Genomic DNA, 26,714 nt, shown 5'->3' with positions numbered 1-26,714 from the left:
TCTGTGTTGGAATTTTTCTGTGGACTGGAGCCTGCGTGCCTGCGGACGGCACGGACACGTCACCTACGCGCCGGACGAGGACGCGCTGCGGGCCCGGCTGCGCACCGAGACCCCGCTCGGCGAGGCGTGGCGCTGCCTGCGCTGCGGCGACTTCACGCTGGGCCCGCCGCGCGGCGCGGGGCCGGCCGGGGACGCCCCGGTCGTGCTGCGCGGCCGGGCGCTGCGGGATGCCGCGGTCCTGCGGGCGATCGCCGTCTTCCGCTGGGCCAAGGCGGTGCTCGTGCTGGGCGGCGCGTACGGCGTCTGGCGGTTCCGCGCGCACCACGACGCCGTGCGGCGGGCCTTCGACGAGGACCTCCCGCTGGTCGAGCCGCTGGCCCACCGGCTCGGGTGGAACCTCGACCAGTCAGGCGTGGTGCACACGCTGCGGACCGTGCTGGCGGCGCGGACGAGCACGCTCGCCTGGATCGTCCTCGCCCTTGCCGCCCTCGCGGCGCTGATGCTCGTCGAGGGCGTGGGCCTGTGGCTGCTGAGGCGCTGGGGAGAGTACTTCTCGGTGATCGTGACCTCGGCGTTCATCCCCGTGGAGATCTACGAGATCGCCGAGAAGGTGAGCCCGTTCCGCATCGTGCTCCTGCTGGTCAACATCGCGGCCGTCCTGTACATCGCACTGAGCAAACGGCTGTTCGGCCTGCGCGGCGGGCGGACGGCCCACGAGGCGGAACGGCACGAGGCGAGCCTGCTGGAGGTCGAGCAGGCCGGCCTGGCCCTCGCCGGCCGGGGCCAGCGCAGCGACCGCGGCGGGCGGGGTGACCGGGGCGACCGCGCCCGTCCCCCCTCCAACCGCCGCTGACAGCGACGCACCGCGCACACGGCGCACGGCGCCGCACGTAGACCGCGGCCACCACCGGCACACCGCACCCACCACCACGCGCACCGCGCAGACCGCCGGGCCGCCGCGCGAGGGCCGGCGGAACCGCGGGGCGGTACGGTCAGTGCCCGGCGTCCTCCCAGGTGGCGCCGACGCCGACGCTGACCTCCAGCGGCACGCTCAGGTCGTAGGCCCGGCACATCTGCTGCCGCACGATCTCGGTGAGCTCCTCCAGCTCGCCCGGCGCGACCTCGAACACCAGCTCGTCGTGCACCTGGAGCAGCATGCGGGAGCGCATGCCCTCGATCGCGCGCTGCACGTTCAGCATGGCGACCTTGATGATGTCGGCGGCCGAGCCCTGGATGGGCGCGTTCAGCGCCATGCGCTCGGCCATCTCCCGGCGCTGCCGGTTGTCGCTGGTGAGATCGGGCAGGTAGCGACGGCGGCCGAGGATGGTCCCGGTGTAGCCGTCCTTGCGGGCCTGCGCGACGATCGCGTCCAGGTAGTCGCGGACGCCGCCGAACTCCTCGAAGTACTCCTCCTTGAGCGCCCGCGCCTCCGCCACCGGGATGTTGAGCTGCCCCGAGAGCCCGAAGTCGGACAGTCCGTAGGCGAGGCCGTAGTTCATCGCCTTGATCCGGGCTCGCAGCTCGGCGTCCACCTGCTCCGGCGGCAGGTCGAAGACCCGCGACGCGGTCGCCTTGTGGAAGTCGTGCCCGGACTCGAACGCCGCGATCAGCGACTCGTCCCGCGACATGTGAGCCATGATCCGCAACTCGATCTGGCTGTAGTCGGCGGTCAGCAGCGTCTCGTAGCCCTCCCCCACCACGAAGCCCTTGCGGATGCGGCGGCCCTCGACGGTGCGGATCGGGATGTTCTGCAGGTTCGGCTTCTCGCTCGACAGCCGCCCGGTGGCCGCCACGATCTGGTTGAACGTGGTGTGGATCCGCCCGTCGTCGGAGATCTCCTTGATCAGGCCCTCGACCGTGGTGCGCAGCTTGGTCTGGTCGCGGTGGCGCAGCAGGATCACCGGAAGCTCGTTGTCGGTCTGCTGGGCCAGCCACGCGAGCGCGTCGGCGTCGGTCGTGTAGCCGGTCTTGATCTTCTTCGTCTTCGGCAGGCCGAGCTTGCCGAACAGGATCTCCTGCAGTTGCTTGGGCGAACCGAGGTTGAACTGCTCCCCCACGGCCTGGTGGGCGGCCTCGGTCGCCTGCTTGACCGCCGCGCCGAACTCGGCCTCCAGCCCTGCGAAGTACTCCCGGTCGGCGGCGATGCCGGCCCGCTCCATCTCCGCCAGCACACGCACCAGTGGCAGCTCGACGTCGGTCACCAGACGCGTGCCGCCGCGCTTGGACAGGTGGCCCTCCAGCGCGTCGGCGAGATCGCGCACGGCCTGGGCACGCAGGGCCAGATCTCTGGCCACGCCCTCGTCGGCGTCCTCGAACAGCGAGGTCTGCCCGCCCGGGGCGGACTCCGCCCGCAGCTCCCGGTGGAGATAACGCAGCACCAGGTCGTCGAGCGGGAACGACCGCTGCCCCGGCATGGCCAGGTAGGCGGCGAGCGCGGTGTCGCAGGTCAGCCCGCGCAGGTCGTGGCCCTGCGCCCACAGCGCCAGCAGCGCGCCCTTGGCGTCGTGCACGGCCTTCGGCCGGCTCTCGTCCGCCAGCCAGGCGCCCAGCGCCGCCTCGTCCTCCTCGGTCAGCCGGGTGGGGTCGAGGTAGGCGGCGCCGCCGGGGCCGGCGATCGCGATGCCGTCGAGCCGCCCGGTGCCGCTGCCGTACGCGGCCTGGAAGGCCAGCCCGGCGCGGTCTTCCGGAAGGGTGGCGAGCCAGGCCGCCACCTCGCCCGGCTCCGGCACCGTGACCTCCAGCTCGAAGCCCTCGCCGGCGGCCTCGGGCTCGGTGGTGCCGAGGGTCTTGAACAGCCGCTCGCGCAGCTCGCCCCGGATCTGCAGCGAGTCGAGGAGCTTGTTGACCTCCTCGCGGTCCCACAGGCCTATGGTCAGCGCGGACACCTCGGCGTCGACCGGGGCGTCGCGCTTCAGCTCGGTCAGCATCCGGTTGTGGATCACCTGGCCGAGGTGCTCGCGGAGCTTGTCACCGGCCTTGCCCTTCACCTCGTCGGCCCGGCGGACCAGCTCGTCGAGCGAGCCGAACTCCGCGATCCACTTGGTGGCGGTCTTCTCCCCCACGCTCGGGATGTTCGGCAGGTTGTCGCTCGGGTCGCCGCGCAGGGCCGCGAAGTCCGGGTACTGCGCGGGGGTCAGGCCGTACTTGTCCATCACGGCCTCGGGGGTGAAGCGGGTCATGTCGCTGATGCCGCGCCGGGTCATCAGCACCGTGACCCTGTCGTTCACGAGCTGGAGCGCGTCGCGGTCGCCGGTGACGACGAGCACGTTCATGTCCTCGGCGGAGGCCCGGGTCGCCAGCGTCGCGATCACGTCGTCCGCCTCGAAGCCCGCCAGCGACAGGCGGGGGATCCGCAGCGCGTCGAGCAGTTCGAAGATGAGCTGCATCTGGCCGCGGAAGTCCTCCGGGGTCTCCGCCCGGTTCGCCTTGTACGCCTCGAACGCCTCGTGCCTGAAGGTGGGCTCGCTGCGGTCGAAGCAGACCGCGAGGTGGCTCGGCTGCTCGTCGCGCAGGATGTTGGCCAGCATCGAGGTGAAGCCGTAGACCGCCTCGGTGTGCTGACCGTCCGTGGTCATGAGATTGGCGTCCTTCAACGCGTAGAACGCGCGATAGGCGAGGGAATGCCCGTCCAGGAGCAGCAGACACGGACGGGTGGGGGTCGCTTCACTCTTCGGCACACCCGCAGCCTAGTCTCCCTCTACGACAGAAAACCCGTGGTCTTCCCACCGGAGGCGTCCCCTTGACCTTGACGAATCCCGGCCAGTTCGTGGCGGAGATGAACGCCGCTCCGGGCCTGCACCGGCTCATGGGCATCGAGATCCTCGAGGCGAGCGCGGAGCGGGTGGTCGGCCGCATGCCCGTCGAGGGCAACACCCAGCCGTACGGCCTGCTGCACGGCGGCGCCTCGTGCGTGCTGGCCGAGACGCTCGGCTCGACCGGCGCCGCCCTGCACGCCGGGCCGGGGCGCAGGGTCGTCGGCATCGAGATCAACGCCACCCACCACCGCGCCGCCACCTCCGGGCACGTCACCGCCGTCGCCACCCGGGTGCACGGCGGGCGCACGCTCGCGACGTACGCCATCGAGATCACCGACGGCGAGGGCCGGATGGTCTGCACGTCGCGTCTCACCTGTCTCATCAGATCCGAATGAGCGCGCCCGCGCGCGCCCCGGGACATAGGCATGCGGACAAGAGGCGCAACCGACTTTCGGGACGCATCGAGGGTCAAACCGGAACGGTTCGCGACTCTCTTTGCACGCGGGTCGCTCCGGTCGCTAGCGTTGTGGCTCCAGAGCCCGTGGGGAACCGAGTAGACAACGTGCGGAGCCGGGGAAGCTGTGTACGGTCCCAAAGGTCGCCCCACGGGCTCAACGTCTCTCCGCGCCGCCCGTTCTCCAGCACCGTCGCCTCGAATGACTCATGACAGCCCGCTGACCTGCGAAACCTTTTCTCACGTCAGTGACACACCATGGTCACCGATTGGTGACGAGGAGCCCTGAACCGGGCGTCCCAGGCTTATGCTCCGGCCACAACAAGACAGAACCTGTCCGATGTTGCGCGTCCGCAGTTGGGGCACGACCCCGCCACGACTCGAATCAGAGGGAGCACCATTGCGCAGAGCCGTGATCGCGTTCACGGCCTTCATGGGTGGACTCGTCTTTCTGCTCGCCGCCCCCGCGTGGGCGGACGGAGAGGCACTGAAGGGCACACTCCAAAACCAAGGCCAGCCGGTGAACGGCGTGAAGATCAGTGTGGTGGCGGAGGACGGCAAACCCGTCGACGACGCCACCTCGGGTGCCGACGGCAAGTGGGAGGTGCCCGTACCCAAGGCGGGCAAGTACAAGGTCAGCCTGGACACGTCCACGCTCCCCGCGGGCGTCGCCCTGAAGTTCAAGGACAGGTCCACGCTCGACGTGCAGGTCTACGAGGGCAGCGTACGGAACGTCCTGTTCGCCCTCGCGCCGGCCGGAGCGAAGGGCGGTGCCGCGCCCGCCGCCGACGACGGGGGGACCTCGTTCTGGGACCGGGTCGCGCAGCTCACCTTCGAGGGCTTCAACCTCGGGCTCATCATCGCCCTCGCCGCCATGGGCCTGTCGCTGGTGTTCGGCACCACCGGCCTCACCAACTTCGCCCACGGCGAGCTGCTCACGTTCGGCGCGATGTGCGCCTACTTCTTCAACGTCGTCGTGGGGGTCCACCTCGTCTGGGCCGCGCTGCTCTCCGTCGTGATCGGCGGGATCTTCGGGTACGGGCAGGACCGGTTCTTCTGGGGACGGCTGCGCAGGAGAGGCAGCAGCCTCGTGGCCATGATGATCATCTCGATCGGCCTGGCCCTGTTCCTGCGGTACGTCTTCCTGTTCTTCTTCGGCGGTGAGGGCGCGCCCTACGCCGACTACAACGCCCAGCCGGGCGTCCAGGTGGGCCCGATCTCCGCCGCGCCGAAGAACTTCGTCGCCATGGGCATCGAGCTGCTCGTGCTCGTGATCGTCGGCGTCGCGCTGCTCAAGACCCGCATCGGCAAGGCCGCCCGCGCGGTCTCCGACAACCCCGCGCTGGCCGCCTCCTCCGGCATCAACGTCGACCAGGTCATCCGGATCATCTGGACCGTCGGCGGGGCGGTCGCGTCACTCGCGGGCGTCATGCTCGGCCTGTCGCAGAACGTCAGCTACCAGATGGGCTTCCAGATCCTGCTGCTCGTCTTCGCGGGTGTCACCCTCGGCGGCCTCGGCACCGCGTTCGGCGCCCTCGTCGGCTCCATCGTCGTCGGCCTGTTCATCCAGCTGTCCACCGTCGTGGTGCCGACCGAGCTGAAGACCGTCGGCGCGCTGCTGGTGCTCATCCTCGTCATGCTCTTCCGGCCACAGGGCATTCTCGGCCGGCGCGAGCGCATCGGCTGATCGGAGACCACACGTGGACTGGAACGCAATCCTCATCACCACGGTCAAGGCCTCGATCGGCCTGGAGACCGTCGTCTACGCGCTCGCCGCGATCGGCGTCAACATCCAGTTCGGCTACGCCGGGCTGCTCAACTTCGGCCAGGCGGCCTTCCTCGGCGTCGCCGCGTACGGCATGGCCGTCACGGTGGCCACCTTCCACCTGCCGTTCTGGCTGGGCATCGCGATCGGCCTGGCCGCCACCATCGTGCTGGCCTTCCTGCTCGGCATCCCCACCCTGCGGCTGCGGGCCGACTACCTCGCGATCGTCACCATCGCGGCGGCCGAGATCGTCCGGCTCGTCTTCAGATCGGTCAAGTTCAGCAGCGTCTTCGGCGGCTCGGACGGCCGGCAGAACTTCTCCGGCGACTTCTTCGCGATGAACCCCTACGCCCCCGGCACGTACGGCATCGGCCCGATCAGCTTCAACGAGCGGGTGACCTGGATCCTGACCGTCGGCTGGGTGCTCATCGCGATCTGCTGCGGGCTGGTCTACCTGCTCATGAAGAGCCCGTGGGGCCGGGTGCTCAAGGCCATCCGCGAGGACGAGGACGCCGTGCGCAGCCTCGGCAAGAACGTCTTCTCCTACAAGATGCAGGCCCTGGTGCTCGGCGGCCTGGTCGGCTGCCTCGGCGGCTTCCTGTTCGCGCTCGGCCAGGCGTCGGTGCAGCCCGACCTGTTCAGCACCGAGTTCACCTTCTACGCGTACACGATCGTGATCCTCGGCGGCGCGGCCCGCGTCTTCAGCCCCGTCGTCGGCGCCGCGATCTTCTGGGTGCTGCTGGTCTTCGTCGGGAACACGCTCAGCGAGGCCGTCTCGGCCGGGCTGCTCCCCTCGCTGTTCACCGTGAACAACATCGGCGCCGTCCGGTTCATGCTGGTCGGCCTCGGCCTGATGCTCCTGCTCATCTTCCGGCCCCAGGGCATCTTCGGCGACAAGAGGGAGATCGCGCTCGATGCACGCTGACAGCACCACGACGAAGAAGGCGGCGGCGCTGGCCGCCTTCGCGGGCCTCGATCGCGAGCCGGGGGTCGCCAAGCCCGACCCCATCCTCGTCGTCGACAACGTCGTACGCCGCTTCGGCGGCCTCACCGCCGTCGACGTCGCCCACCTGGAGATCCAGCGCGGGTCGATCACCGCGCTCATCGGCCCGAACGGCGCCGGCAAGACGACGTTCTTCAACCAGCTCACGGGCTTCGACAGCGCCGACGAGGGGTCGTGGACCTTCAACGGCAGGCAGCTCAAGGGCGTGCCCGCGCACCGGGTGGCCCGCACGGGCATGGTGCGCACGTTCCAGCTCACCAAGGCGCTGTCGAAGCTTACGGTGATGGAGAACATGCGGCTCGGCGCGCAGAACCAGCGCGGGGAGAACTTCTTCCGCGCGCTCGTCCCGGGCAGCTGGCGCCGCCAGGAGGACGAGATCACCGAGCGGGCCGAGGAGCTTCTCGAACGCTTCAAGCTCGACGCCAAGCGCGACGACTTCGCGGGCTCGCTGTCCGGCGGCCAGCGCAAGCTGCTGGAGATGGCCCGGGCGCTGATGGTCGGCCCCGAGCTGGTCATGCTGGACGAGCCCATGGCGGGCGTGAACCCGGCCCTGACCCAGTCGCTCCTCTCGCACGTGAAGGACCTGCGCGAGGAGGGCATGACGGTGCTCTTCGTCGAGCACGACATGGACATGGTCCGCGACATCAGCGACTGGGTCGTGGTGATGGCGCAGGGCGCCGTGATCGCGGAGGGGCCGCCGGACACCATCATGTCCGACCAGCGGGTGGTCGACGCGTACTTGGGCGCCCACCACGACGCGCCGATGTCGGCAGAGGAGTTCGAGGAGCAGCTGCAGGAGGCCGAGGCCGAGCTGGAAGCCGAGATCGAGGAGAAGGCATGAGCGCAGCCGGGCCGGACCGCCCCGTCACGCCGGAGGAGACCGTCACGCCGGAGCCCGCGGAGGCGACCACGTCGGCGGCCGCGTCGGCCGCTGAGGGGACGGACGACGGCGCCGGGAGCGTCTCGCGGGCGGCCGTCACCGACCGCTCCGAGCACGTCGCCGGGGCCGAGAGCGCGCTGCTGCGCGCCGACGAGCTGTACGCCGGTTACATCCCCGGCGTCAACATCCTCAACGGCGCCGACCTGTACGTGAAGAAGGGCGAGCTGATCGGCATCATCGGCCCCAACGGCGCCGGGAAGTCGACCCTGCTCAAGACCCTGTTCGGGCTCGTGCCCGTACGCAGCGGCTCGGTCACCCTGGACGGCGAGGACATCACCAACCTCAAGGCGCACGCGCTGGTGTCGCGGGGGGTGGGCTACGTCCCGCAGACGAACAACGTCTTCCCCAGCCTCACCATCGAGGAGAACCTGGAGATGGGCGCCTACCAGGTGCCCGGCAGGTTCAAGGAGCGGTTCGAGTTCGTCTGCGAGATCTTCCCCGCCCTGCGGGAACGCCGCAAGCAGCGCGCGGGCTCGCTGTCCGGCGGCGAGCGGCAGATGGTCGCCATGGGCCGCGCGCTGATGACCGAGCCGTCGGTCCTGCTGCTCGACGAGCCCTCCGCGGGACTGTCGCCCAAGCTGCAGGACCTGGTCTTCATCCAGGCCCAGCAGATCAACAAGGCGGGCGTTACCGTGATCATGGTGGAGCAGAACGCCCGCCGCTGCCTGCAGATCTGCCACCGCGGCTATGTGCTGGACCAGGGCCGCAACGCCTACATGGCCAGCGGCCGCGACCTGATCAACGACCCCAAGGTCATCCAGCTCTACCTGGGCACGCTCGCGCGGGCCTGAGCCCGGCCGCACGTACCCCTTCTCAGGACCCCGGCGGGAACCCTCCGCCGGGGTCCTCGTCGTGGAGCTGTGACCGTATCCGCATCCGACCGGCACCCTTCGCGCGCACAATGAGGCGTATGCCGCGAAGCTTCCTCCGGGCGGCGCTGGTCGTCACAACGGTCACCACGCTCGTCGCGAACCTGTCCGCCTGCCGGTCACCGGACCACGGGCCCGCGGCCGCACCCGCCTCGCGCCCCGCTACCGCCTCGCGTCCCGCGACCGCTTCGCCGGACGCCGCGGGAGCCGTGTACGTGACCGGGGCGGAGTCCGGGGACGACCCCTGCGCCCGCGTCGTGTCGGCCGTCGGCTATCTGGGGCTGTCGCTGCTGCCCCCCGGGCAGGAGGAGGCCCAGCACTGGGACGGCGACGTACGCGGCCGTTTCGGTTACCTGCGCGGGACGCTGGCGATGTACGGTCCCCGGCTGCCCGCCCCGGCCGCTCCCGCCGTCAGGGCCGTCGACCGGCTCGCCCGCACCCTCTCCCTCGCCCGTACGGAGGACTCCCGGCGGCCCCGCCTGCTGCGCGAGTACCGCACGGCGTCCGCCGCCGTCCTGGCCGCCTGCGACCGCCCCTGATGTCACCTGCCGGCCCACGTCACCTGCCGGCGTCCGTGACAGGCGTGACCAGGGAGACGATGTCGTCCATGGCGATCACGAGCACGGCGGCGGCGAGCCCCGTCAGCACCGCGAGGGCGAACCATCCCGTGGGCGTGAAACCGGCGGGCTCCCCCGGCGCGACCGCGAGCGCCGCGGCCGCCAGGAGAAGGTTGCGCACGACGTGCCGTCTCCCGACGACGGCTCCGCTCCTGCCGAAGCAGTGACAGCGGGCCCGCCGCCCGCTCCGCAGCGCGACCACGAGCCCCGCCGTGAGCACGGCCAGCAGCGCCGCCGCCAGGACCAGCCCGTACGGCGCCAGCCACGCCCGCGCGAAGGACGCCGCGAGGAGCACGGCCGTGACCCCCTCGGCGAGGACGACGACCCACGCGACCGGCAGGACGGCGGCGCGCGGCACGACGCGCAGCGCCTCCAGCGACCGCGCGAAGCTCCCCGGGTCCCTGGCCTTCCCTGACGCGGAGACCGTGAAGATCGCGATCAGCAGGACCTGGACGGCGTGCTGGGGAAACGTCATCTCACCGGCCCCCCGAGATCCGCCGCACGACCCGGCCCAGCACCAGGCCGACGGGAACCGGGCCGAGCTGACGGGAGTCCAGGCTGTGGCCGCGGTTGTCGCCCAGCACCACCATGTGACCGGGCGGCACGCGCGGCGAGCCCGCGCCGTCCCCTCCCGCCACCCGCTCTCCCGCCGCGGCGACCTCCTCGGGGACGGGCTCCCCCGCGACCGCGACGACGCGCTTGACCATCCACGCCCGGCCCGGGCGGCCCGTGCTGCCCGCCGCCGCCAGGGGGTTGAAGAACACCACCACGTCGTCCGCCCGCGGACGCCGGCTCCTGCGTACGAGCAGCCGGTCGCCGTCGCGGTAGGCCGGCTCCATGCTCCGGCCCACCAGGTCGACCACGACGAGACAGCGCCGGACGACGAGCGCGGCCGCCACGGTGACGGCCGCCACGAGCGCCGCCGTCACCACCCGGCGCTCCACCCTGTGCGGGGACCGTGGCAGCGGGTGGCGGACCGGTCTCACGGCCGCGTCCCGCCGGTCACGCGAGCACCGGGTCGGCCGCCCCCGGCAGGTCCGTCGAGACGATCCTGCCGTTCCCGGTCGCGACGAAGGCGGGGGTGCCCTGGACGCGGAACGCCTGCCAGACGGGCTTGCCGAACTCCTCCACGATCACCTCGCCCACGGACTCCAGAGCCGAGAGCATCTCCTGGAAGCGCGGGTCGTCCCGGTCGCCGTCCATCATCACCGCCACGGCGCGCAGATCCGCGTTCTTCGCGTACGCCACGAACTGCGGCAGCCTGGTCCGGCAGGGCTCACATCCGGCCGACAGGAAGGCGACCACCGTCCCCGAGGCCACGTCCCCGTCGCCGATGGTGGCACCGGTCGTCGTCGTCGCCGTGAACGCTCCGATTTCCGTCCCGACCGGCGCAACGACGGACGCGGAGAAGCCGGAATTCATCGTCTGCCGCAACAGGTCCGAATGCTCGCGCAGCCGGCGGATAACGGCCACCGTGAGCAGCAGGTCGATTATCGCGACGGCCCCGACCGCGACCAATCCGGCCACCAGCAACGTCATGAGCACGCTCCCGAGGTTGAATTCACGTTACAGACACGGAAACGCGGGGGCCGCGCCCGCCTGCAGCGGCAGGCGCAACCCGGCATTTCACAGGCAGTTGGACGACGAGACGCAGGTGCTGAACACCGCGATACAGCCGCCGCTCTGACACTGCCAGCAGTATCGGTAGGCCCACCTGTTGTTTCCCTGACAGCCGCAGCCCTGCTCCCAGCACCCGAAGCAGTTGGTGCAGGCCGCGCTCGCCGTCACTCTGGGCACCAGCCTGCCGAGCAGCCGGTCGCCGAGCCGTGCCATCGACTCGAACATTTCCCTCCTTCTCCTGCATTATCCGAACGTGAACTTCTCTCGGATGGTTACACGGCGCGTACAGAAGGGTCAAGGCATTCCGTACGAGCCGGAACGACGGAGAGTCATTCACCGAATACGCCCGGCCATACCGCTCGCACGGGCCCGGCTTCCGGAAAATGCGGCGCATAATACCGGCGGCCCGGGCAAATTCAAGCTCTTGTCAGGTGATTTTCCATGACCGAATCTGTTCGGGTGAAGCGGTCGCAGGAACGTCGCGTGCGGTGGCGCCGTCCCCCGGCCGGGCCGTGGATCGCGCTGACGATGGCGTGGCGGGCCGGAGCCGTCTGGGCCGTGTCGATCGCCGCCGTCACCGCCGTCTCGTCCGGCGTTCCGGTGGCCGTCGCCTGGCTGACCAAACTGGTGCTGGACCGGCTGGCCGGCGGTCCGGGCGCGCTGCCGGACGTGCTGGGCCCCGCGCTGGCGCTGATGGCGCTCGGCCTGGTGGCAGGCGTGCAGCCCTCCGTACGGCGGTTCGCCGGCAACGAGCTGGACCGCCGGATCAGCCTGCTGGCGCAGGACCGGCTCTACACGGCCGTGAGCCGGCTGAGCGGGCTCGCCCGGTTCGAGGACCCCGTCTTCATCGACCGGCTCCGGCTGGCCACCCAGGCCGGCGGGTCGACCCCGGGCCAGGTGCTCAACGCCGTGTTCGCCGTCGCCGGCGGCCTGATCACCTTGGCCGGCTTCCTGGTCTCGCTGCTGACGATCAGCCCTCCGATGGCGGTGGTGCTGCTGCTCGGCGCGGTGCCGATCCTCGGCGCCGAACTCGTGCTGGCCCGCCGCCGGGCCGCCTCCGACTGGCGGCTGGGCCCGGTGGAACGACGCGAGTTCCTGTACGCCACCCTGTTGTCGAGCGCCAACGCGGCCAAGGAGATCCGCCTCTTCGGGCTGGCCGCGTTCCTGCACGACCGCATGCTGCGCGAGCGGTCGGTCGCCGAGCGCGAGCGGCGTGGGCTCGACCGGAGCGAGCTGCGCATCCAGCTCGCCCTCGGCCTGACGGCCGCCCTGGTGGCGGGGGGCGGACTGGTCTGGGCGATCACCCAGGCCGGGCGCGGGGCGCTGTCCGTCGGCGACGTGTCCATGTTCGTGGCGTCCGTCGCGGGCGTGCAGGCGGGCCTGTCCGGCATCATCACCGAGATCGCCGTCGCCGCGCGCCGGCTGCTGCTCTTCCAGCACTACCTGGCGGTCGTGGGCACCGAGCCCGACCTGCGGGGAACCAGGCGTGAGCTCCCCCCGCTCACGGGCGGCATCGAGTTCCGCGACGTGTGGTTCAGGTACGGCCCCGAACATCCGTGGGTCCTGCGCGGGGTCAGCCTGGTGGTGCCGTACGGCCGCGGCGTCGGCCTCGTCGGCGGCAACGGGTCGGGCAAGAGCACGCTGGTCAAGTTGCTGTGCCGGTTCTACGACCCGGACAAGGGCGCCGTGCTGTGGGACGGGGTGGACCTGCGGGAGATCGACCCGGCCGTCCTGCGCGCCCGGATCTCCGGCGTCTTCCAGGACTACATGCAGTACGACATGACCGCCGGCGAGAACATCGGGCTCGGCGACCTGGACAGGTTCACCGACCGGGCGGCGGTGCGGGAGGCGGCGCGCAGGGCCGGGGCGGAGGAGTTCGTCGCCGCGCTGCCCCGGGGATACGACACCCTGATCACCCGGGTGTTCTTCGACTCATCCGACGACGAGGAGGGCGTCTTCCTGTCCGGGGGGCAAGGGCAGCGGGTCGCCGTCGCGCGGGCGATGCTGCGCGGCGACCGCGACGTGCTGATCCTCGACGAGCCGAGCTCGGGGCTGGACGCCGAGGCCGAGCACGAACTGCACACCAGGCTGAAGGAGCACCGCCGGGGCCGGACGAGCCTGCTCATCTCCCACCGCCTCGGCGCGGTGCGCGACGCCGACGTGCTGGTCGTCCTGGAGAACGGCGTCGTCGCCGAGCAGGGCACGCACGACGAGCTGATGGCCGCGGGCGGCGTCTACGCCCGCATGTTCACGATCCAGGCGTCCGGATACCGCGAGCCGGACCGGCCGGCGATGACGGAACCCGGCCCGCCCGGATGACGCGCGGGGGCGGGCCGGTCGGACCGGCCCGCCCCCGTCGTGCCGCCCGCCTAGCCGGCGATCTTGCCGGTGTTGAAGGAGGTGTTCTTGTTGTTGTTGTCGGCGCCGTACTCGTAGATGCCGATCGTGGCCTCGGCCGGGTCACCGGCGTCGTTGAACTCGATCGGGCCCGACGCGCCGTCGAAGTCGATGTCCTTGCCCGCGGCCAGCAGGTCGGCGCAGGACTTGAAGTCCTTGCACTTCTCGCCGCCGGTGGACACCTCCTTCAGGTGGGCCGCGATGTCCTTGCCGGCGTCGCTCTTGGCGGCGGTCGCCGCGAGCGCGGTGAGGATCGTGGCGTCGTACGACTCGGGGCCGTAGTTGAAGTCCTTCAGGCTCGGGTCGACCGACTTCAGCTTCTCCTTGAAGTCGTCGGAGACCTGGGCGCCCGGCTGGGTGCCCTTCGCGCCGTCGAGCGTGCCCTTGGGGAACCCGTCCTTGCCGGTGCCGTAGTTGTGCAGGTTGCCGTCGACGAAGTAGTACTTCACCTTCTTGGCGGTCAGGCCCTGCTTGACCAGCTCGGGGACGATCTTCTTGGTCTCGTCGAACCCGATCAGCGCGACGGCCTTGGGGTTCTTCTCCTTGATCTTGGCGACGTCGGCCGAGTAGTCGGCCGCCTTCGGGTCGTAGATGACCTTCTCCACGACCTCGCCGCCGCCGCCCTCGACCGCCTTCTGCACGTTGTCGGCGAGACCCGTGCCGTACGCGTCCTGGAGGGCGAGGATGCCCACCGTGTCGTTGCCGTCGGCGAGGATCAGGTCGCCGAGCACCCGGCCCTGCAGCACGTCCGGCGGGGCGGTGCGGAAGTACAGGCCCTTGTCGTCGTACGTGGTGAACTGGTCGGAGGTGTTCGCCGGCGAGATCTGCACGACGCCCGCACCAGTGATCTTGTCGATGACCGACAGCGACACCGAGGACGACGCGGCGCCCACGACCACGTCGGCCTTCTGCTGCAGCAACTTGTCGACAGACTGGGAGGCAATGTTGGTGGAGGTGTCACCCGAGTCCGTGTCGATCTCGGTCACCGGCTTGCCGAGGACACCGCCGGCGTCGTTGATCTCCTTCACGGCCAGCTTCACACCGGCGAACTCCGGCGGGCCGAGGAAGGCGAGCGAACCGGTCTGGGGCAGCAACGTGCCGATGGTGAGGACGCCGTCGCCCTGCGCGGCGGCGGGGGCCGCCGAGGAGGCCGCCGGCGCCGGGGCCGAGGCACTCGGGGCGGCGCTGTCCTCGCCACCGCCACAGGCCGCCAGCGCGAGGGTGGCGGCCGCGGCGACGGCCAGAGCCCGCCCGAGGGGGGCAATGCGGATCATGAAAGCATCTCCTTCATCCAGGCCCGGGAATCCGTCAGCGCTGCCGACTGTCCCGATCGACTGGCTGAAAGGTACATAGGCGGGGGCGCCCCGGACCAGGGATGCATCAGAACTGTCCGCACTTGGATGCGGAGTCGTAATAACTCCTCAACTTAGCGGCGCACGCCCCTGACCAGGAGTCTTCTCCCAGACGATCAGCACGGGCGCGTGGTCAGGCGGACGCCGGGGCCCCGCCGCCGTTCTCGTTCACCACGATCTGCGCCACCTGGCGCATGCTCATGCGCCGGTCCATCGACGCCTTCTGGATCCACCGGAACGCCTGCGGCTCGGTCCACCCGTGCTGGGCCATGAGCAGGCCCTTCGCCCGCTCCACCAGCTTCCTGGTCTCCAGCCGCTCCGACAGCGTGGAGACCTCCTTCTCCAGCGCGGCCATCTCCTCGTGCCGGCTGACCGCCATCTCGATCGCGGGGACCAGGTCGCCCTTGGTGAACGGCTTGACCAGATAGGCCATGGCCCCCGCGTCCCTGGCCCGCTCCACCAGGTCGCGCTGCGAGAACGCGGTGAGGATGAGACAGGGGGCGATCCGTTCCGACACGATGCGCTCCGCCGCGGAGATCCCGTCGAGCACCGGCATCTTCACATCCAGGATCACCAGGTCCGGACGGAGCTCCAGGGCCAGTTTGACCGCCGTCTCTCCGTCACCGGCCTCCCCGACCACGGCGTAGCCGTCCTCTTCGAGCATCTCCTTCAGGTCGAGGCGGATCAGCGCCTCGTCTTCCGCGATCACCACTCGCCGCTGCGTACTCACGCACAAGAGGTTACCGATGTCCGCTACATTGGAACCACGCCAGGGGCCTCGTGAGTGATCACCTGTTTGGTAGGCTGCTGCGCGACGGGTTCGGACAAAGTAGGTAAAGTCCGGATTGGAGCCCCGGTACCCCAATTGGCATGAGGGAGCGGATTCAAAACCCGTACAGTGTGGGTTCGAGTCCCACCCGGGGCACTTTTCACTCTTCGCGTCCACTCGGAAACTGTCGGTGGCGACTGTCACGATCAGGCGCGTGTACGACTCCTCGACTCGCCGCCGAGCTCTCCGTCTCCTCGCCTCCGGTCTCACCCTGACGCAGACGAGCCGTCAACTCGGCATCTCCATCTCGACGCTCCGTGAGTGGCGGGACCACCCCGAGCGGCTTCCCGCCCGGGCCGCGACCTGCCCGCGCTGCGAGGAGATCCCCACAATGCCGGAGCCGCCCGGTGCCTACGCCTATCTGCTGGGCCTGTATCTGGGAGACGGCTGCATCAGCGTGGTAGGCGACCCGGGCAAGCGGGTCTGGTCGCTGCGAATCATGTGCGCGGACTCGTGGCCCGGCCTCCGGGACGAATGCGCGCGGGCGATGACGGCGATCCGCCCGCTCAACCGGGTCCGCATCCTGCAGAAGCAGGGCTGCAGCGAGGTCAACAGTTATTCGATGCACTGGCCCCATCTCTTTCCGCAGCATGGGCCGGGGAAGAAGCATCAGCGGGCCATCGTGCTGGCGGGCTGGCAGGAGGAGATCGTCGCCGAGCATCCGGGGCTCTTCGCACGCGGTCTCATCCACTCGGACGGCTACCGGGGGACGAACCGGGTCCGGCGGCCGGTCGGCGGGGAGGACAAGTGGTACGAGTACCCGCGATACCTGTTCAAGAACGAGTCGGCCGACATCCTGCGGCTGTGCGGCGAGACGCTGGACCGGCTCGGCGTCGCATGGCGTCACAACAAACCCAACGAGATCTCGGTCGCCAGACGCGACGCCGTGGCCCGCCTCGACCAGTTCGTGGGCCCCAAGTACTGACGATCACATGGCCGCCCGAGGCGACGGTCAGGCGAGGCTGTCGAGCCAGGCGTGGTGGAGGCGGGCGAACCGCCCGGAGCGGGCGATCAGCCGGTCGGGCGGGCCGTCCTCCACGATCCGGCCGTGCTCCATGACGAGCACCCGGTCGGCGATCTCGACGGTGGACAGGCGGTGGGCGATGATCAGCGCGGTCCGGTCGGCGAGGATCGTCCGCAGCGCCCGCTGCACGAGCCGCTCGCTGGGCACGTCGAGGCTGGAGGTGGCCTCGTCCAGGATCAGCACGGCGGGGTCGGCGAGGAAGGCCCGGGCGAAGGCGACGAGCTGCCGCTGCCCCGCCGACATCCGGCCACCGCGCTTGCCGACCTGCGTCTCGTACCCCTCGGGGAGGGTGGAGACGAACGTGTGGGCGCCGATGGCCTCCACGGCCCGCACGATCTCGGCGTCCGGCGCGCCGGGCCGCCCGAACCGTACGTTGTCCGCGATCGTCCCGCTGAACAGGTAGTTCTCCTGGGTGACCATCACCACGTGGCGGCGCAGGGTGTCCTCGTCGAGGTCGCGCAGATCCACGCCGTCGAGCAGCACCCGCCCGGCGACCGGGTCGTGGAACCGGGCGATGAGCTTGGCCAGCGTGGTCTTGCCCGCGCCGGTCGTGCCGACGACGGCGACCGTCTGCCCGGCGGGGATCTCCAGGTCGAGCAGCGGCAGCACCGGCGGGCCCTCGGCATAGGCGAACCGGACGGTCTCGAACCGCAGGGCTCCGGCGGCGTTCGGCAGCGGCGCCGGACGGGCGGGCTCGGCCACCGCCGGCCGTTCCTCGAGCACCCCCGACAGCTTCTCCAGCGCCGCACCCGCCGACTGGAGGGCGTTGTAGAACTGCGAGATCTCCTGCATCGGCTCGTAGAACTGGCGCAGGTAGAGCAGGAACGCGGCGAGCACGCCGACCGTGACCGTGCCGCGCAGGGCGAGCATGCCGCCGTACAGCAGGACGGCGGCGACCGTGACGTTGCCGATCAGCTTGATGCCGGGCATGAACACGGCCACCAGGCGCGAGCCGTGCACGTTGGCGTCGCGGTAGTCCGCGTTGAGCCGCTCGAAGATCTCCTGGTTGCGCGGCTCGCGGCGGAACGCCTGCACCGCCCGGATCCCGGTCATCGACTCGACGAAGTGGACGATGACCAGTGCGACGGCCTCCCGCGTACGCCGGTAGGTGACGCTCGACTCCCGGCGGAACCACCGGGTGAACAGCAGCAGGACCGGCAGCGGCAGCAGCGCCACCAGGCCGAGGTGCACGTCGAGCACCAGCAGCATGACCGCGGTGCCGCACAGGGTGAGCACGGCGGTGACGAGGCCGTCGAACCCGGAGTCGAGCAGTTCGGCGATCGCGTCCACGTCGGAGGTCAGCCGGGAGATGACCCGCCCTGAGGTGTACTTCTCGTGGAACGACAGCGACAGCCGCTGGAAGTGGTCGAAGACCCGGCGGCGCAGCTCCAGCAGGGTGTCCTGCCCGATCCGGCCCGCCATCTGCAGGAACGCCTGCCGGGTGAGTGCCTGCGTGAGCGCGGCCAGCAGCACCGCGGCCACGACGGCCAGCAGGGTCCCCGCGCCCTGCCCCCGCAGCATCGGTGGGATCCCGTCGTCGATGCCCCTCTTCACCAGGTACGGCAGGGCCAGCCCGGCGGCGTTGGACACGACGATGACCGCGGTGAGCACGGCGATCGCCCGGCGGTGCGGGCGGAGCAGGTCGCCGAGCAGGCGGCGGGACCGGGTCCGCAGCAGCAGGGAGACCCGTTCGGAGATCTCGTCCCGGTCCTCCGCCGCGACCCCCCGCCAGGCGGTGTTTCCCGCTTCGCTCATCGGTGCGCTCACATCCGCCGGGGTCGCGCCGGAGGCGCGCAACGGGCTCTTCCCTCGTCGCGCTTGGTCGCTTCGCTCCCGCACACTCCTCGGTCCAGACCGGCGGCGCGCCCCTCCGGCTTGCTCGGTGTTTCCCGCTTCGCTGCCGGTGTCGTGGGTCATGGCGCGGATCTCTCGGCGTCGAGGCCGGCGTCCTGGGCGAGCAGTTCGCGGTATTCCGGCACCGTGGCCAGCAGGTCGCCGTGGCGCCCCACGTGGGCGATGGTGCCGTCGCGCAGCAGCGCCACGCGGTCGGCGAGCAGCACCGTCGAGGCGCGGTGGGCCACGACGATGCCGGTGGCGTCGGCGAGCACGCGGCGCAGCGCCTCCTCCACCAGCGCCTCGGTCTCCACGTCGAGCGCCGACAGGGTGTCGTCGAGCACGAGCACGCGCGGCCGGCCGAGCACGGCCCGGGCCAGCGCCAGCCGCTGCCGCTGGCCGCCCGACAGCGACATGCCCTGCTCGCCGATGCGGGTGTCGAGCCCCCACGGCAGGTCGTAGGCGAACGTCGCCTGCGAGATCTCCAGGGCCTGCCTGATCTCCTCCTCGGTGGCGTCGCCCCGGCCGAGCGTGACGTTCTCGCGCACGCTCATGGAGAACAGCGTGGGCTCCTCGAACGCGGTGGCGACCACCGAGCGCAGCGAGGCCAGCGACAGGTGACGTACGTCGTGCCCGTCGATGGTGACGCGGCCCGCGGTGACGTCGCACAGGCGGGGCACGAGGGTGGTCAGGGTCGTCTTGCCCGAACCGGTGGCCCCGACGACGGCGACGGTCTCCCCCGGCCGCACCTCCAGCCAGACGTCGCGCAGCACCGGGCGGTCCGCGCCGGGGAAGCGGAACTCCACGCCCTCGAAGCGGACGTGGCCGCGGGGGCGCTCGATGACGGCCGCGCCGCCGCGGATCGCGGGGACCGTGTCGAGCACCTCGACGACCCGGTCGGCCGAGGTCATCGCCTCCTGCCCCATGGCGAGGATGTAACCGAGGGAGGCGACCGGCCAGACGAGCTGGAGGACCAGCGTGGTGAACGCGACCAGCGTGCCGAGCGTCAGCGCGCCGGCCCCGACCGCGATCGCGCCGAGCAGCAGGACCAGTGCGAGCGTGACGTTCGGCACCACTTCGAGGAAGGTGAAGAACCGGGAGGCCAGGCGGACCTTCCCCAGGGCGGTGCGGCGGACCTCCCGCGCGGCGGCGGCGTACCCGCCGAAGACGTGCTCGCGCCGCCCGAACGCCTTGACGGTGCGGACTCCGACGGCCGACTCCTCGACGAGCGTCGCGAGGTCGCCCTGCTGGTCCTGCAGCCGGCGGGAGATGCCGATGTAGCGCCGCTCGAACCGCAGCGACAGGGCCACGACCGGGAGCGAGGAGGCGGCGACGAGCAGGCCGAGCGGCCAGTACATCCGGAGGAGCACCACCGTCACCGCGGTGAGCTGCAGGATGTTCATGATCAGGAACAGCACGCCGAATCCGAGGAACCGGCGGATCGTCGACAGGTCGCTCGTCGCGCGGGACAGCAGCTGGCCCGACTGCCACCCGTCGTGGAAGCTCATCGGCAGCCGCTGGAGCCGCCGGTAGAGGTCGTCGCGGATCGCGGTCTCGAGGCCGAGGACCGGCCCTGCCTGCGACCACCGGCGGACGAACGTGAGAAGCGCCTCGGTCACGCCGAGGCCGAGGGCGAGCAGCCCGAGCGGGACCAGCCCGGCCAGGTCCCCGTGGGCCACCGGCCCGTCGATGATCTCTTTGCCGACGAGGGGGATCACCGTGCCGGCCGCGATGCCGCCGAGCGCCGCGAACCACGAGACGACCAGGCTGCCGGCGTACGGCCGCAGGTAGGTCCGCAGCCGCCACAGCGAGCGCCACGACGACCGGCTGTGGACGGGCCCGGGGGTCTGGGGGGATGCCATCAACGGGCGCAGCGCTCCTCCGGCGTCTGACAGGACGGATTACTCGCTCCTGCCATGCTCCGTCGAAGAACGCCGCGCCCGCAAGCGGTTTGATCCCGCCGCCGGGGATCACAGCTCCCGCGGGGGCCGGGCCCTCAAGGCTCGGCCCCGCGGGCCGCCGGTGTCAGCCCGCCGGGTGGGCGACGAGAGAGCCGACGGTGTGGACGCGCAGCGCGTTGGTGGACCCGTGGTTGCCGGGCGGGGAGCCCGCCACGACGACGATCTTGTCGCCCTTCTCGCACACGCCGAGCGCGAGCAGCGAGGCCTCCACCTGGCGCACCATGTCGTCGGTGTGGTGGACGAACGGCACCTCGAACGTCTCGACGCCCCAGGTGAGCGCCAGCTGGCCGCGCACCTGCGGGTTGGAGGTGAAGGCGAGCAGCGGGATCGACGAGCGATAGCGCGCCAGACGGCGGGCGGTCTCACCGGACATCGTGAACGCCACCAGGGCCTTGGCCTTGACGATCGCGCCGACCTCGGCCGCCGCGCGGGCGATGGCGCCGCCGGTCGTCTCGGGCAGCCGGTCCAGGTTGTGGGTGGCCTGCAGCGTGGTGCCCTCCGCCGCGACCGCGATGCGGTCCATCGTGGCCACCGACTCGATCGGGTAGGTGCCGACCGAGGTCTCGCCGGACAGCATCACCGCGTCGGCGCCGTCCATCACCGCGTACGCGACGTCGGACGCCTCGGCGCGGGTGGGCCGCGGGGCGCTCATCATCGAGTCGAGCATCTGGGTGGCCACGATGACCGGGTGGGCCTTCTCGCGGCACAGCTCGATGATGCGGCGCTGGACGATCGGCACCTGCTCCAGCGGAAGCTCGACGCCGAGGTCGCCGCGGGCGACCATCACGCCGTCGAAGGCGTCGACGATCTCCTCCAGGCACTCGACGGCCTGCGGCTTCTCGATCTTGGCGAGGAGCGGGAGCCGGACGCCCTCCTCCTCCATGATCCCGTGGACGAGGGCGGCGTCCTCCGGCGACCGGACGAACGACAGGGCGATCATGTCGAAGCCGGTGCGCAGGGCCCAGCGCAGGTCCTCCTCGTCCTTCTCCGTGAGCGCCGGGGCGCTGACGGCGACGCCGGGGAGGTTGAGGCCCTTGTTGTCGGAGATCATGCCGCCGATGACGACGCGGGTGACGACGCGCGGTCCCTCGACCGCGGTCACCTCGAGGTTCAGCCGTCCGTCGTCGACGAGGATGGTGTCGCCGGGACTGACGTCACCGGGCAGGCCATCGTAGGTGGTGGACACGATGTCACGGTCCCCGGGGACGTCCTCGGTGGTGATGGTGAAGACGTCGCCGAAGCCGAGCCGGACGGGGCCGGAGGCGAAGCGTCCGACGCGGATCTTGGGACCCTGGAGGTCGGCGAGGACGCCGACGGCGCAGCCAAGCTCGTCGGCGGCGGCCCTGACCCGGTCGAACACCTCCTTGTGCAGCTCGTGGCTGCCGTGGGAGAGGTTGAAACGGGCCACGTTCATGCCCGCCTTGATGAGCTCGCGAAGGCGCTCCGGCGAGGAGGTGGCGGGCCCGAGGGTACAGACGATCTTTGCTCGACGACTCACAACACTACCCTAATTGGTACAGACCACTCGATGTGACGGCACACACAGCCGTCGCCAAATGTTCAGACACTTCACGCGATCACCCGCGTGCCCTAGCCTGCAGCCATGGAACGTACCCGGGCATGGGGGGCGATAACGGCGCTGTTCACCCTGGCGGCGTGCGGAGGCCAGGCTACCGAATCTCCCGCTCCTCCGCCGGGCGTTTCGGTGTCCCTGAACCAGTGGCGCAGCGACGAGGCGGCCCACGAGCTCGAGGTGTCCGTGCGCAACGACGGCGACGCCCCCGTCCGGTTCCTGGACGTGCAACTCGTCACCGGCTCCTTCGCCACGCTCCCGCCGACCCGGGTGGACTCCACGCTCGGCCGGACTCCGCGCACCGACCTGCGGATCCCCTACGGCGAGGCGCGGTGCGACCCCGCGACGATCCCGCCGGTGCGCCCCGCCGTCGTCGTGGCGAACGTGCAGGCGGGCGAGGGGCCGGCGCGCAGGGTGGAGTTCCCCGTACGCCATCCGGACCCGCTGCTGGCGGGGCTGGTGAAGGCCGAGTGCGGGGCGTACCTCCTGCGCCTGGCGGCGGACGTCACCTTCGGCGACACCTGGACCAGGGCGGGCCGGACGCTGCGCGGGGTGCTCCTGGTGACCAGGAGGCAGGGCGCGGAGCCGGTGACGATCGACGAGCTGGGCGGCACCACGCACTACGACATGAGGCCGCTGTCGGGCCGGAGCCGCCCGGTGGCGGTGCTGGAGGCGGGGACGCCGCGCCTGGAGATCCCGGTGGAGGTCACCCCCGCCCGCTGCGACTGGCACGCCTTCGCCGAGGCGAAGAAGGCGTACCTGTTCCCGATCTACGGGATGGTGGGGGCGGGCGAGCGGCGCTACCTCATCGCGACGCCTCCGGCGCCGGTGCAGCGGACGTTCCTGTCGTACGCGGAGGACGTCTGCGGCGTCGGCGGATGACGACCGCCAGACCGGCCCAGGAGACGAGCACGACGGCGATCACCGCCAGCCGGACGGCCGTGACGTACTCCTCGGGATAGACGATCCCTTCGATGTAGGTGTCGATGAAGCCGCCGGGCAGCAGGCCGCGCTCCCCCGCCCGGGCGCGCCCCCAGTTCTCCAGCGCGGTCAGCGGGCACTCCACCAGCCCGGTGAGCTGGACCAGCGCCCACGCGCACAGCGCGAGGTGCGGCCAGGCCAGCCGGGGCCGCCACCAGGCGGGGAAACCGCCCAGGGCGATGTAGGCGATGACCAGGAAGTGCACGGCCATCGTGGCCTGCCAGACGAACCGGTAGATCATGATCTGCCCTCCCGAGAAGCCGAGGGTAGATCGCCGTCCGGCCGCCGGGCATCCGGTGGCCTACTCAGTTCGGTACTCATCCGGGCCGATACTCAGACGGGTCAGCGGGCGACGGTCGCGGCCCGGGCGGCGTCGACCAGTCCGTGGCCGAAGAAGCCGTTCCGGCTCGCGGGGCCCTCGCAGACCTGCGTCTCGCCGGTCCCGTAGCGGTAGGTGCGGGGCGAGGGGCAGTCCTTCGGCGTCGCCGTGGCGTACAGCAGGCGCTCCACCTCGGCGGGGTCCATCTGGAGCCCGCCCCGGCCCGGCTTGCCGAACCGCCCGATGATGATGGCCGCCACGCCGGTCACGTGCGGCGCCGCCATCGAGGTGCCCTCCATGTACTGGTAGTAGGCGCACTTCCCGGCCCGGCACTCGCGGATCACCGAGTCGTCCTTCGGCATGCCCTTGGCGTCGAGGCGCCCCTGGGCGCGCAGGACGTGCTCGGGGGCGGCGGCGAGGATCTCCCGGCTCGGCCCCCGCAGCGCGGTGCCGCCGTCGAAGACGTCACCGCCCGGCGCCGCGATGTCGGTCTGCTCGGTGCCGTAGTCGGAGTACGGCGCCTTGCGGCCGCTCGGGCCGACCGCGGACACCGAGATGACGCCGTCGAGTTCGGCCGGGACGTTGCGGCAGGAGTTGTCGACGGACCGGTTCTTCTCGGAGCCCCTCGGGAAGTCCGGGCTGGTGGTGTCCGTCTTCGGCTTGCCGAGGTCTCCCCCGGCGTTCCCGATGGCGGTGATCAGCGTGACGCCGTGCGACCGGGCGTAGTTCACCGCCCGCCGCATCCCCTCCAGGATCGCCCGCTGCTCCGACCGCTCGGCGGGCGTGTCGTCGGGGTTGTCCGGGCAGTTGAACGTCCACGGGTCGACGTAGAAGCTCATGTTGACCACGTCGACGCCGATGTCGGCGGCGTACTCCAGGGCGTCCAGGGTCGGCTTGAGGAAGAAGAAGCCCGAGTCGGTGCCGGCGCGCAGGTTGACCAGCGACACGTCGGGGGCGACGCCGGCGACGCCGATGCCGTTGATCGGCGACCCGATCGTGCTGGCGACGTGGGTGCCGTGGCCGTCGTCGTCGACGTCGGCCGGGTCCTTGCACCCCTTGTACTCGCAGGGCCCGTCGAGCTTCTTCCCGTTGGGGTCGGTGGGCTGGTCGGTCACGAAGTTGCGGCTCAGCACCCGGTCGAAGTTCGGCGCGATGTCCGGGTGCCGGCCGTCGACGCCGGTGTCCATCACGCCGACCAGCACCTTGCGGCTGCCCCTCGCCTTCGCGTAGGAGCCCGTGGGGGTGGCGCCGATCATCTTCATGTTCCACTGCCGGTCGGCGAGCGGCTCCGCGCCGCCCGCCCGCGCGGCCGTGCCCGGGCGCCACGCGCCGGGGAGCGTACGCCCCGGCCCGGCGAAGAAGGGGGCGTCGGCGGTCCGGCCGATGGGGCGGTCGCGGGCGACGCCGACCACGGCGGGGTCGTCGCCGATCCGCTCGGGCGCGGACGTGCGCACGACGAGATAGCCGAGGCGGTCGTCGTGGACCCGCACCGTGCCGCCGGCGGCCTCGGCCGCCCGCTGCGCGGCGGCCCGCCCACCGTCCACGTAGAAGACCAGGTAGTCACCGGCCTGCCCGCTTCCCGACGGGCTTGACGAGCTGGATGGGCCAGATGGGCTCGGTGTGCTCAGCGCGACCGGTATGCCCGGTATCCCTGGCGTGCCCGACGGGGCGCCCGGCCCGCCGAGCAGTGCGACCGACATGATGGCCCCGGCGAGCCGCCCCCGTGCGTGCAACGCTCCTCCTCGATTCCGGGCCCGGTGATCGGGCTCAGCATCTTCCCGGCAGCCGGCCGCGCGTCGCAACCCGCCGGACCGCGTGGCCCGAGGGCCGCACGGGCCGGCCGCCGCGCGGCCTGGCCTCCCGAGATGGAGATATTCCCGATTTGCCGCGATCAGACGAGGGGCCGCGCCGTCGGGGGGATCGGCACGGGCAGGACCGTACGGCCGCTCAGGTGCTGGTCGACCGCCGCCGCCGCGGACCGGCCCTCGGCGATCGCCCACACGATCAGCGACTGGCCGCGGCCCATGTCACCGGCCGAGAACACGCCCTCCACCGACGTCTCGTACGAGGAGTTCCTGGCCACGTTGCCACGGGCGTCGAAGAACGACTCCGGGTCGCCCGACAGGGCGGCGAGGTCGTTCAGCAGCGGGCCCTTCTCCGGGCCGAGGAAGCCCATGGCGAGGGTGACCAGGTCGGCCGGGATCTCCCGCTCGGTGCCGGGGATCGGCGCGAACCCCGCCGCCGGGCCCTCGACCTCGACCAGGCGCAGCGCCCGCACGTTGCCCTCGTCGTCGCCGGCGAACTCGGTGGTGGACACCGCGTACACGCGGTCGCCCGCCCCGGCCTCCAGCTCCTCGTGCGCGCTCTCCATCTTGAACAGCATCGGGTACGTCGGCCACGGCTGACTGCCGGGACGGTCCGCCGGCGGCCTCGGCATGATCTCCAGCTGGGTGACCGACAGCGCGCCCTGCCGGATCGCGGTGCCGATGCAGTCGGCGCCGGTGTCGCCGCCGCCGATCACGACGACGTGCTTGCCCTCCGCCGAGATCGGCGATTCGGCGTAGTCGCCCTCCTGGGCCTTGTTGGCCGGGGGGAGATACTCCATCGCCTGGTAGACGCCCTTGAGCTCGCGGCCGGGCACCGGCAGGTCGCGCCACGCCGTGGCGCCGCCCGCGAGCACGATCGCGTCGAACTCCTCGCGCAACTCGGCCGCCGTGACGTCCACGCCGACATTGACGCCGGTGCGGAACTCGGTGCCCTCGGCCTCCATCTGGGCGATGCGGCGGTCGACGTGCCGCTTCTCCATCTTGAACTCGGGGATGCCGTACCGGAGCAGCCCGCCGATCCGGTCGGCCCGCTCGAACACGACCACGTCGTGCCCGGCGCGGGTGAGCTGCTGCGCGGCCGCGAGGCCGGCCGGGCCGGAGCCGACGACCGCGACCTTGCGGCCGGTCTTGACGGCGGGCGGCTGCGGCGTGACCCAGCCCTCGGCGAAGGCCCGGTCGACGATCTCGACCTCCACCCGCTTGATCGCGACCGGGTCGGAGTTGATGCCGAGCACGCACGCCGACTCACACGGAGCGGGGCACAGGCGGCCGGTGAACTCCGGGAAGTTGTTGGTCGCGTGCAGCCGCTCGATCGCCTCGCGCCAGTCGTCGCGGTAGACGAGGTCGTTCCACTCGGGGATGAGGTTCCCGAGCGGGCAGCCGTTGTGGCAGAACGGGATGCCGCAGTCCATGCAGCGGGCCGCCTGCTTGGTCAACGCGGGCTTGGGGAAGTCCTCGTAGACCTCGCGCCAGTCGCGGATGCGCACGTCGACCGGGCGGCGCGCCGGCAGCTCGCGCCCGTGTGTCAGGAACCCCTTCGGGTCAGCCATCGGTGTACCCCCCTTATCGTCGCGTGGGAATGGTGGTGGTGATGAC

At 71.2% G+C, this 26,714-nt stretch carries 23 protein-coding genes and 1 tRNA gene; 11 read left to right on the top strand and 13 right to left on the bottom strand.

Features of this window, described 5'->3' with window-relative positions:
* Window positions 1-19: 19 nt before the first annotated feature.
* Entirely contained in the window at window positions 20-853 is an 834-nt protein-coding gene (locus tag HHX37_RS09175) for a DUF2127 domain-containing protein (RefSeq protein WP_182879018.1), read from the top strand.
* Window positions 854-992: 139 nt separating this feature from the next.
* Here HHX37_RS09175 and polA read toward each other — a convergent pair whose 3' ends face one another.
* Window positions 993-3,677 carry a DNA polymerase I gene (polA, locus tag HHX37_RS09170; protein ID WP_182885126.1) on the bottom strand — a complete coding sequence of 895 codons (2,685 nt, stop codon included), beginning with the start codon at window positions 3,675-3,677 and terminating at the stop codon, window positions 993-995.
* A 98-nt stretch (window positions 3,678-3,775) separates the two neighbouring features.
* Here polA and HHX37_RS09165 point away from each other — a divergent pair, with 98 nt between their 5' ends.
* The 6 genes from HHX37_RS09165 to HHX37_RS09140 all read left to right on the top strand — a co-directional run bounded on the left by HHX37_RS09165 (window position 3,776) and on the right by HHX37_RS09140 (window position 9,325).
* Window positions 3,776-4,150 (top strand): PaaI family thioesterase, encoded by a 375-nt coding sequence (locus HHX37_RS09165; protein WP_117408745.1) that lies wholly within the window; start codon window positions 3,776-3,778, stop codon window positions 4,148-4,150.
* 459 nt (window positions 4,151-4,609) lie between these two features.
* Entirely contained in the window at window positions 4,610-5,896 is a 1,287-nt protein-coding gene (locus tag HHX37_RS09160; RefSeq protein WP_259403192.1) for an ABC transporter permease subunit, read from the top strand.
* A 13-nt stretch (window positions 5,897-5,909) separates the two neighbouring features.
* Complete coding sequence (locus tag HHX37_RS09155) at window positions 5,910-6,899, top strand: branched-chain amino acid ABC transporter permease (RefSeq protein ID WP_117408737.1); 990 nt, start codon at window positions 5,910-5,912, stop codon at window positions 6,897-6,899.
* On the top strand, window positions 6,889-7,818 hold the full coding sequence (locus HHX37_RS09150) for an ABC transporter ATP-binding protein (RefSeq protein WP_117408736.1): 930 nt from the start codon (window positions 6,889-6,891) through the stop codon (window positions 7,816-7,818). The genes HHX37_RS09155 and HHX37_RS09150 overlap by 11 nt, the downstream gene beginning before the upstream one ends.
* Window positions 7,815-8,708, top strand: coding sequence for an ABC transporter ATP-binding protein (locus HHX37_RS09145; protein ID WP_182885125.1), 894 nt, complete (start codon window positions 7,815-7,817; stop codon window positions 8,706-8,708). The genes HHX37_RS09150 and HHX37_RS09145 overlap by 4 nt, the downstream gene beginning before the upstream one ends.
* Before the next feature lie 119 nt (window positions 8,709-8,827).
* The gene (locus HHX37_RS09140) at window positions 8,828-9,325 is read left to right on the top strand and encodes a hypothetical protein (protein ID WP_182885124.1); all 498 of its coding nucleotides are present in this window, start codon (window positions 8,828-8,830) and stop codon (window positions 9,323-9,325) included.
* 19 nt (window positions 9,326-9,344) lie between these two features.
* Here the strand turns inward: HHX37_RS09140 and HHX37_RS09135 are convergent, their stop codons facing one another.
* The 4 genes from HHX37_RS09135 to HHX37_RS09120 all read right to left on the bottom strand — a co-directional run bounded on the left by HHX37_RS09135 (window position 9,345) and on the right by HHX37_RS09120 (window position 11,248).
* Window positions 9,345-9,878, bottom strand: a complete 534-nt coding sequence (locus HHX37_RS09135) for a MauE/DoxX family redox-associated membrane protein (RefSeq protein ID WP_182885123.1) — start codon at window positions 9,876-9,878, stop codon at window positions 9,345-9,347.
* 1 nt (window position 9,879) lies between these two features.
* Entirely contained in the window at window positions 9,880-10,389 is a 510-nt protein-coding gene (gene lepB / locus HHX37_RS09130) for a signal peptidase I (protein ID WP_220502733.1), read from the bottom strand.
* A gap of 16 nt (window positions 10,390-10,405) precedes the next feature.
* Window positions 10,406-10,942, bottom strand: a complete 537-nt coding sequence (locus HHX37_RS09125) for a TlpA family protein disulfide reductase (protein ID WP_182885122.1) — start codon at window positions 10,940-10,942, stop codon at window positions 10,406-10,408.
* Between the two features lie 87 nt (window positions 10,943-11,029).
* Window positions 11,030-11,248, bottom strand: coding sequence for a hypothetical protein (locus tag HHX37_RS09120; protein ID WP_117408730.1), 219 nt, complete (start codon window positions 11,246-11,248; stop codon window positions 11,030-11,032).
* 216 nt (window positions 11,249-11,464) lie between these two features.
* Here HHX37_RS09120 and HHX37_RS09115 point away from each other — a divergent pair, with 216 nt between their 5' ends.
* A complete protein-coding gene (locus HHX37_RS09115; RefSeq protein ID WP_220502732.1) occupies window positions 11,465-13,342 on the top strand; it encodes an ABC transporter ATP-binding protein in 1,878 nt (625 codons plus the stop codon).
* Window positions 13,343-13,392: 50 nt separating this feature from the next.
* Here the strand turns inward: HHX37_RS09115 and HHX37_RS09110 are convergent, their stop codons facing one another.
* Both HHX37_RS09110 and HHX37_RS09105 read right to left on the bottom strand, forming a co-directional pair.
* Complete coding sequence (locus tag HHX37_RS09110; RefSeq protein WP_182879025.1) at window positions 13,393-14,694, bottom strand: ABC transporter substrate-binding protein; 1,302 nt, start codon at window positions 14,692-14,694, stop codon at window positions 13,393-13,395.
* Window positions 14,695-14,905: 211 nt separating this feature from the next.
* On the bottom strand, window positions 14,906-15,502 hold the full coding sequence (locus tag HHX37_RS09105; RefSeq protein WP_310737881.1) for an ANTAR domain-containing response regulator: 597 nt from the start codon (window positions 15,500-15,502) through the stop codon (window positions 14,906-14,908).
* 120 nt (window positions 15,503-15,622) lie between these two features.
* Here HHX37_RS09105 and HHX37_RS09100 point away from each other — a divergent pair.
* Window positions 15,623-15,697: transfer RNA gene (locus HHX37_RS09100), tRNA-Leu, on the top strand.
* Between the two features lie 58 nt (window positions 15,698-15,755).
* Window positions 15,756-16,526: a helix-turn-helix domain-containing protein gene (locus tag HHX37_RS09095; protein ID WP_182885121.1), complete on the top strand. Its 771-nt coding sequence runs from the start codon at window positions 15,756-15,758 to the stop codon at window positions 16,524-16,526.
* Between the two features lie 27 nt (window positions 16,527-16,553).
* Here HHX37_RS09095 and HHX37_RS09090 read toward each other — a convergent pair whose 3' ends face one another.
* The 3 genes from HHX37_RS09090 to pyk form a co-directional block, all read right to left on the bottom strand.
* Window positions 16,554-18,380, bottom strand: a complete 1,827-nt coding sequence (locus HHX37_RS09090) for an ABC transporter ATP-binding protein (protein WP_220502731.1) — start codon at window positions 18,378-18,380, stop codon at window positions 16,554-16,556.
* A 158-nt stretch (window positions 18,381-18,538) separates the two neighbouring features.
* Window positions 18,539-20,320: an ABC transporter ATP-binding protein gene (locus tag HHX37_RS09085; RefSeq protein ID WP_182879027.1), complete on the bottom strand. Its 1,782-nt coding sequence runs from the start codon at window positions 20,318-20,320 to the stop codon at window positions 18,539-18,541.
* 163 nt (window positions 20,321-20,483) lie between these two features.
* Entirely contained in the window at window positions 20,484-21,917 is a 1,434-nt protein-coding gene (gene pyk, locus HHX37_RS09080) for a pyruvate kinase (RefSeq protein WP_182877142.1), read from the bottom strand.
* A 105-nt stretch (window positions 21,918-22,022) separates the two neighbouring features.
* On the opposite strand from pyk, the gene HHX37_RS09075 reads away from it, so the two are divergent.
* Window positions 22,023-22,874: a hypothetical protein gene (locus HHX37_RS09075; RefSeq protein WP_182885119.1), complete on the top strand. Its 852-nt coding sequence runs from the start codon at window positions 22,023-22,025 to the stop codon at window positions 22,872-22,874.
* On the opposite strand, the gene HHX37_RS09070 is transcribed toward HHX37_RS09075, so the two are convergent.
* From HHX37_RS09070 to HHX37_RS09060, 3 genes are all read right to left on the bottom strand, one after another.
* On the bottom strand, window positions 22,798-23,214 hold the full coding sequence (locus HHX37_RS09070; RefSeq protein WP_117408716.1) for a DUF2784 domain-containing protein: 417 nt from the start codon (window positions 23,212-23,214) through the stop codon (window positions 22,798-22,800). The two genes, HHX37_RS09075 and HHX37_RS09070, sit on opposite strands and share 77 nt — an antisense overlap.
* A gap of 101 nt (window positions 23,215-23,315) precedes the next feature.
* Window positions 23,316-25,025 (bottom strand): S8 family peptidase, encoded by a 1,710-nt coding sequence (locus HHX37_RS09065; protein WP_259406333.1) that lies wholly within the window; start codon window positions 25,023-25,025, stop codon window positions 23,316-23,318.
* A gap of 158 nt (window positions 25,026-25,183) precedes the next feature.
* Window positions 25,184-26,668, bottom strand: a complete 1,485-nt coding sequence (locus HHX37_RS09060) for a glutamate synthase subunit beta (RefSeq protein ID WP_182879029.1) — start codon at window positions 26,666-26,668, stop codon at window positions 25,184-25,186.
* Window positions 26,669-26,714: the final 46 nt, after the last annotated feature.

This window comes from Microbispora sp. H10885, assembly GCF_014161415.1.
GTDB lineage: Bacteria > Actinomycetota > Actinomycetes > Streptosporangiales > Streptosporangiaceae > Microbispora > Microbispora triticiradicis.
The sequence above is the reverse complement of the archived record's forward strand: the minus strand, read 5'-3'. Positions and strand labels throughout refer to the sequence as shown.

Excerpts from the sequence above, each read along its gene's own strand:
- HHX37_RS09165 (WP_117408745.1), top strand. The coding sequence starts at position 3,776 with ATGAACGCCGCTCCGGGCCTGCACCGGCTCATGGGCATCGAGATCCTC.
- HHX37_RS09150 (WP_117408736.1), top strand. The coding sequence starts at position 6,889 with ATGCACGCTGACAGCACCACGACGAAGAAGGCGGCGGCGCTGGCCGCC.
- HHX37_RS09145 (WP_182885125.1), top strand. The coding sequence starts at position 7,815 with ATGAGCGCAGCCGGGCCGGACCGCCCCGTCACGCCGGAGGAGACCGTC.
- HHX37_RS09140 (WP_182885124.1), top strand. The coding sequence starts at position 8,828 with ATGCCGCGAAGCTTCCTCCGGGCGGCGCTGGTCGTCACAACGGTCACC.
- HHX37_RS09135 (WP_182885123.1), bottom strand. The coding sequence starts at position 9,878 with ATGACGTTTCCCCAGCACGCCGTCCAGGTCCTGCTGATCGCGATCTTC.
- HHX37_RS09125 (WP_182885122.1), bottom strand. The coding sequence starts at position 10,942 with ATGACGTTGCTGGTGGCCGGATTGGTCGCGGTCGGGGCCGTCGCGATA.
- HHX37_RS09120 (WP_117408730.1), bottom strand. The coding sequence starts at position 11,248 with ATGTTCGAGTCGATGGCACGGCTCGGCGACCGGCTGCTCGGCAGGCTG.
- HHX37_RS09115 (WP_220502732.1), top strand. The coding sequence starts at position 11,465 with ATGACCGAATCTGTTCGGGTGAAGCGGTCGCAGGAACGTCGCGTGCGG.
- HHX37_RS09110 (WP_182879025.1), bottom strand. The coding sequence starts at position 14,694 with ATGATCCGCATTGCCCCCCTCGGGCGGGCTCTGGCCGTCGCCGCGGCC.
- HHX37_RS09090 (WP_220502731.1), bottom strand. The coding sequence starts at position 18,380 with ATGAGCGAAGCGGGAAACACCGCCTGGCGGGGGGTCGCGGCGGAGGAC.
- HHX37_RS09085 (WP_182879027.1), bottom strand. The coding sequence starts at position 20,320 with ATGGCATCCCCCCAGACCCCCGGGCCCGTCCACAGCCGGTCGTCGTGG.
- HHX37_RS09075 (WP_182885119.1), top strand. The coding sequence starts at position 22,023 with ATGGAACGTACCCGGGCATGGGGGGCGATAACGGCGCTGTTCACCCTG.
- HHX37_RS09070 (WP_117408716.1), bottom strand. The coding sequence starts at position 23,214 with ATGATCTACCGGTTCGTCTGGCAGGCCACGATGGCCGTGCACTTCCTG.
- HHX37_RS09060 (WP_182879029.1), bottom strand. The coding sequence starts at position 26,668 with ATGGCTGACCCGAAGGGGTTCCTGACACACGGGCGCGAGCTGCCGGCG.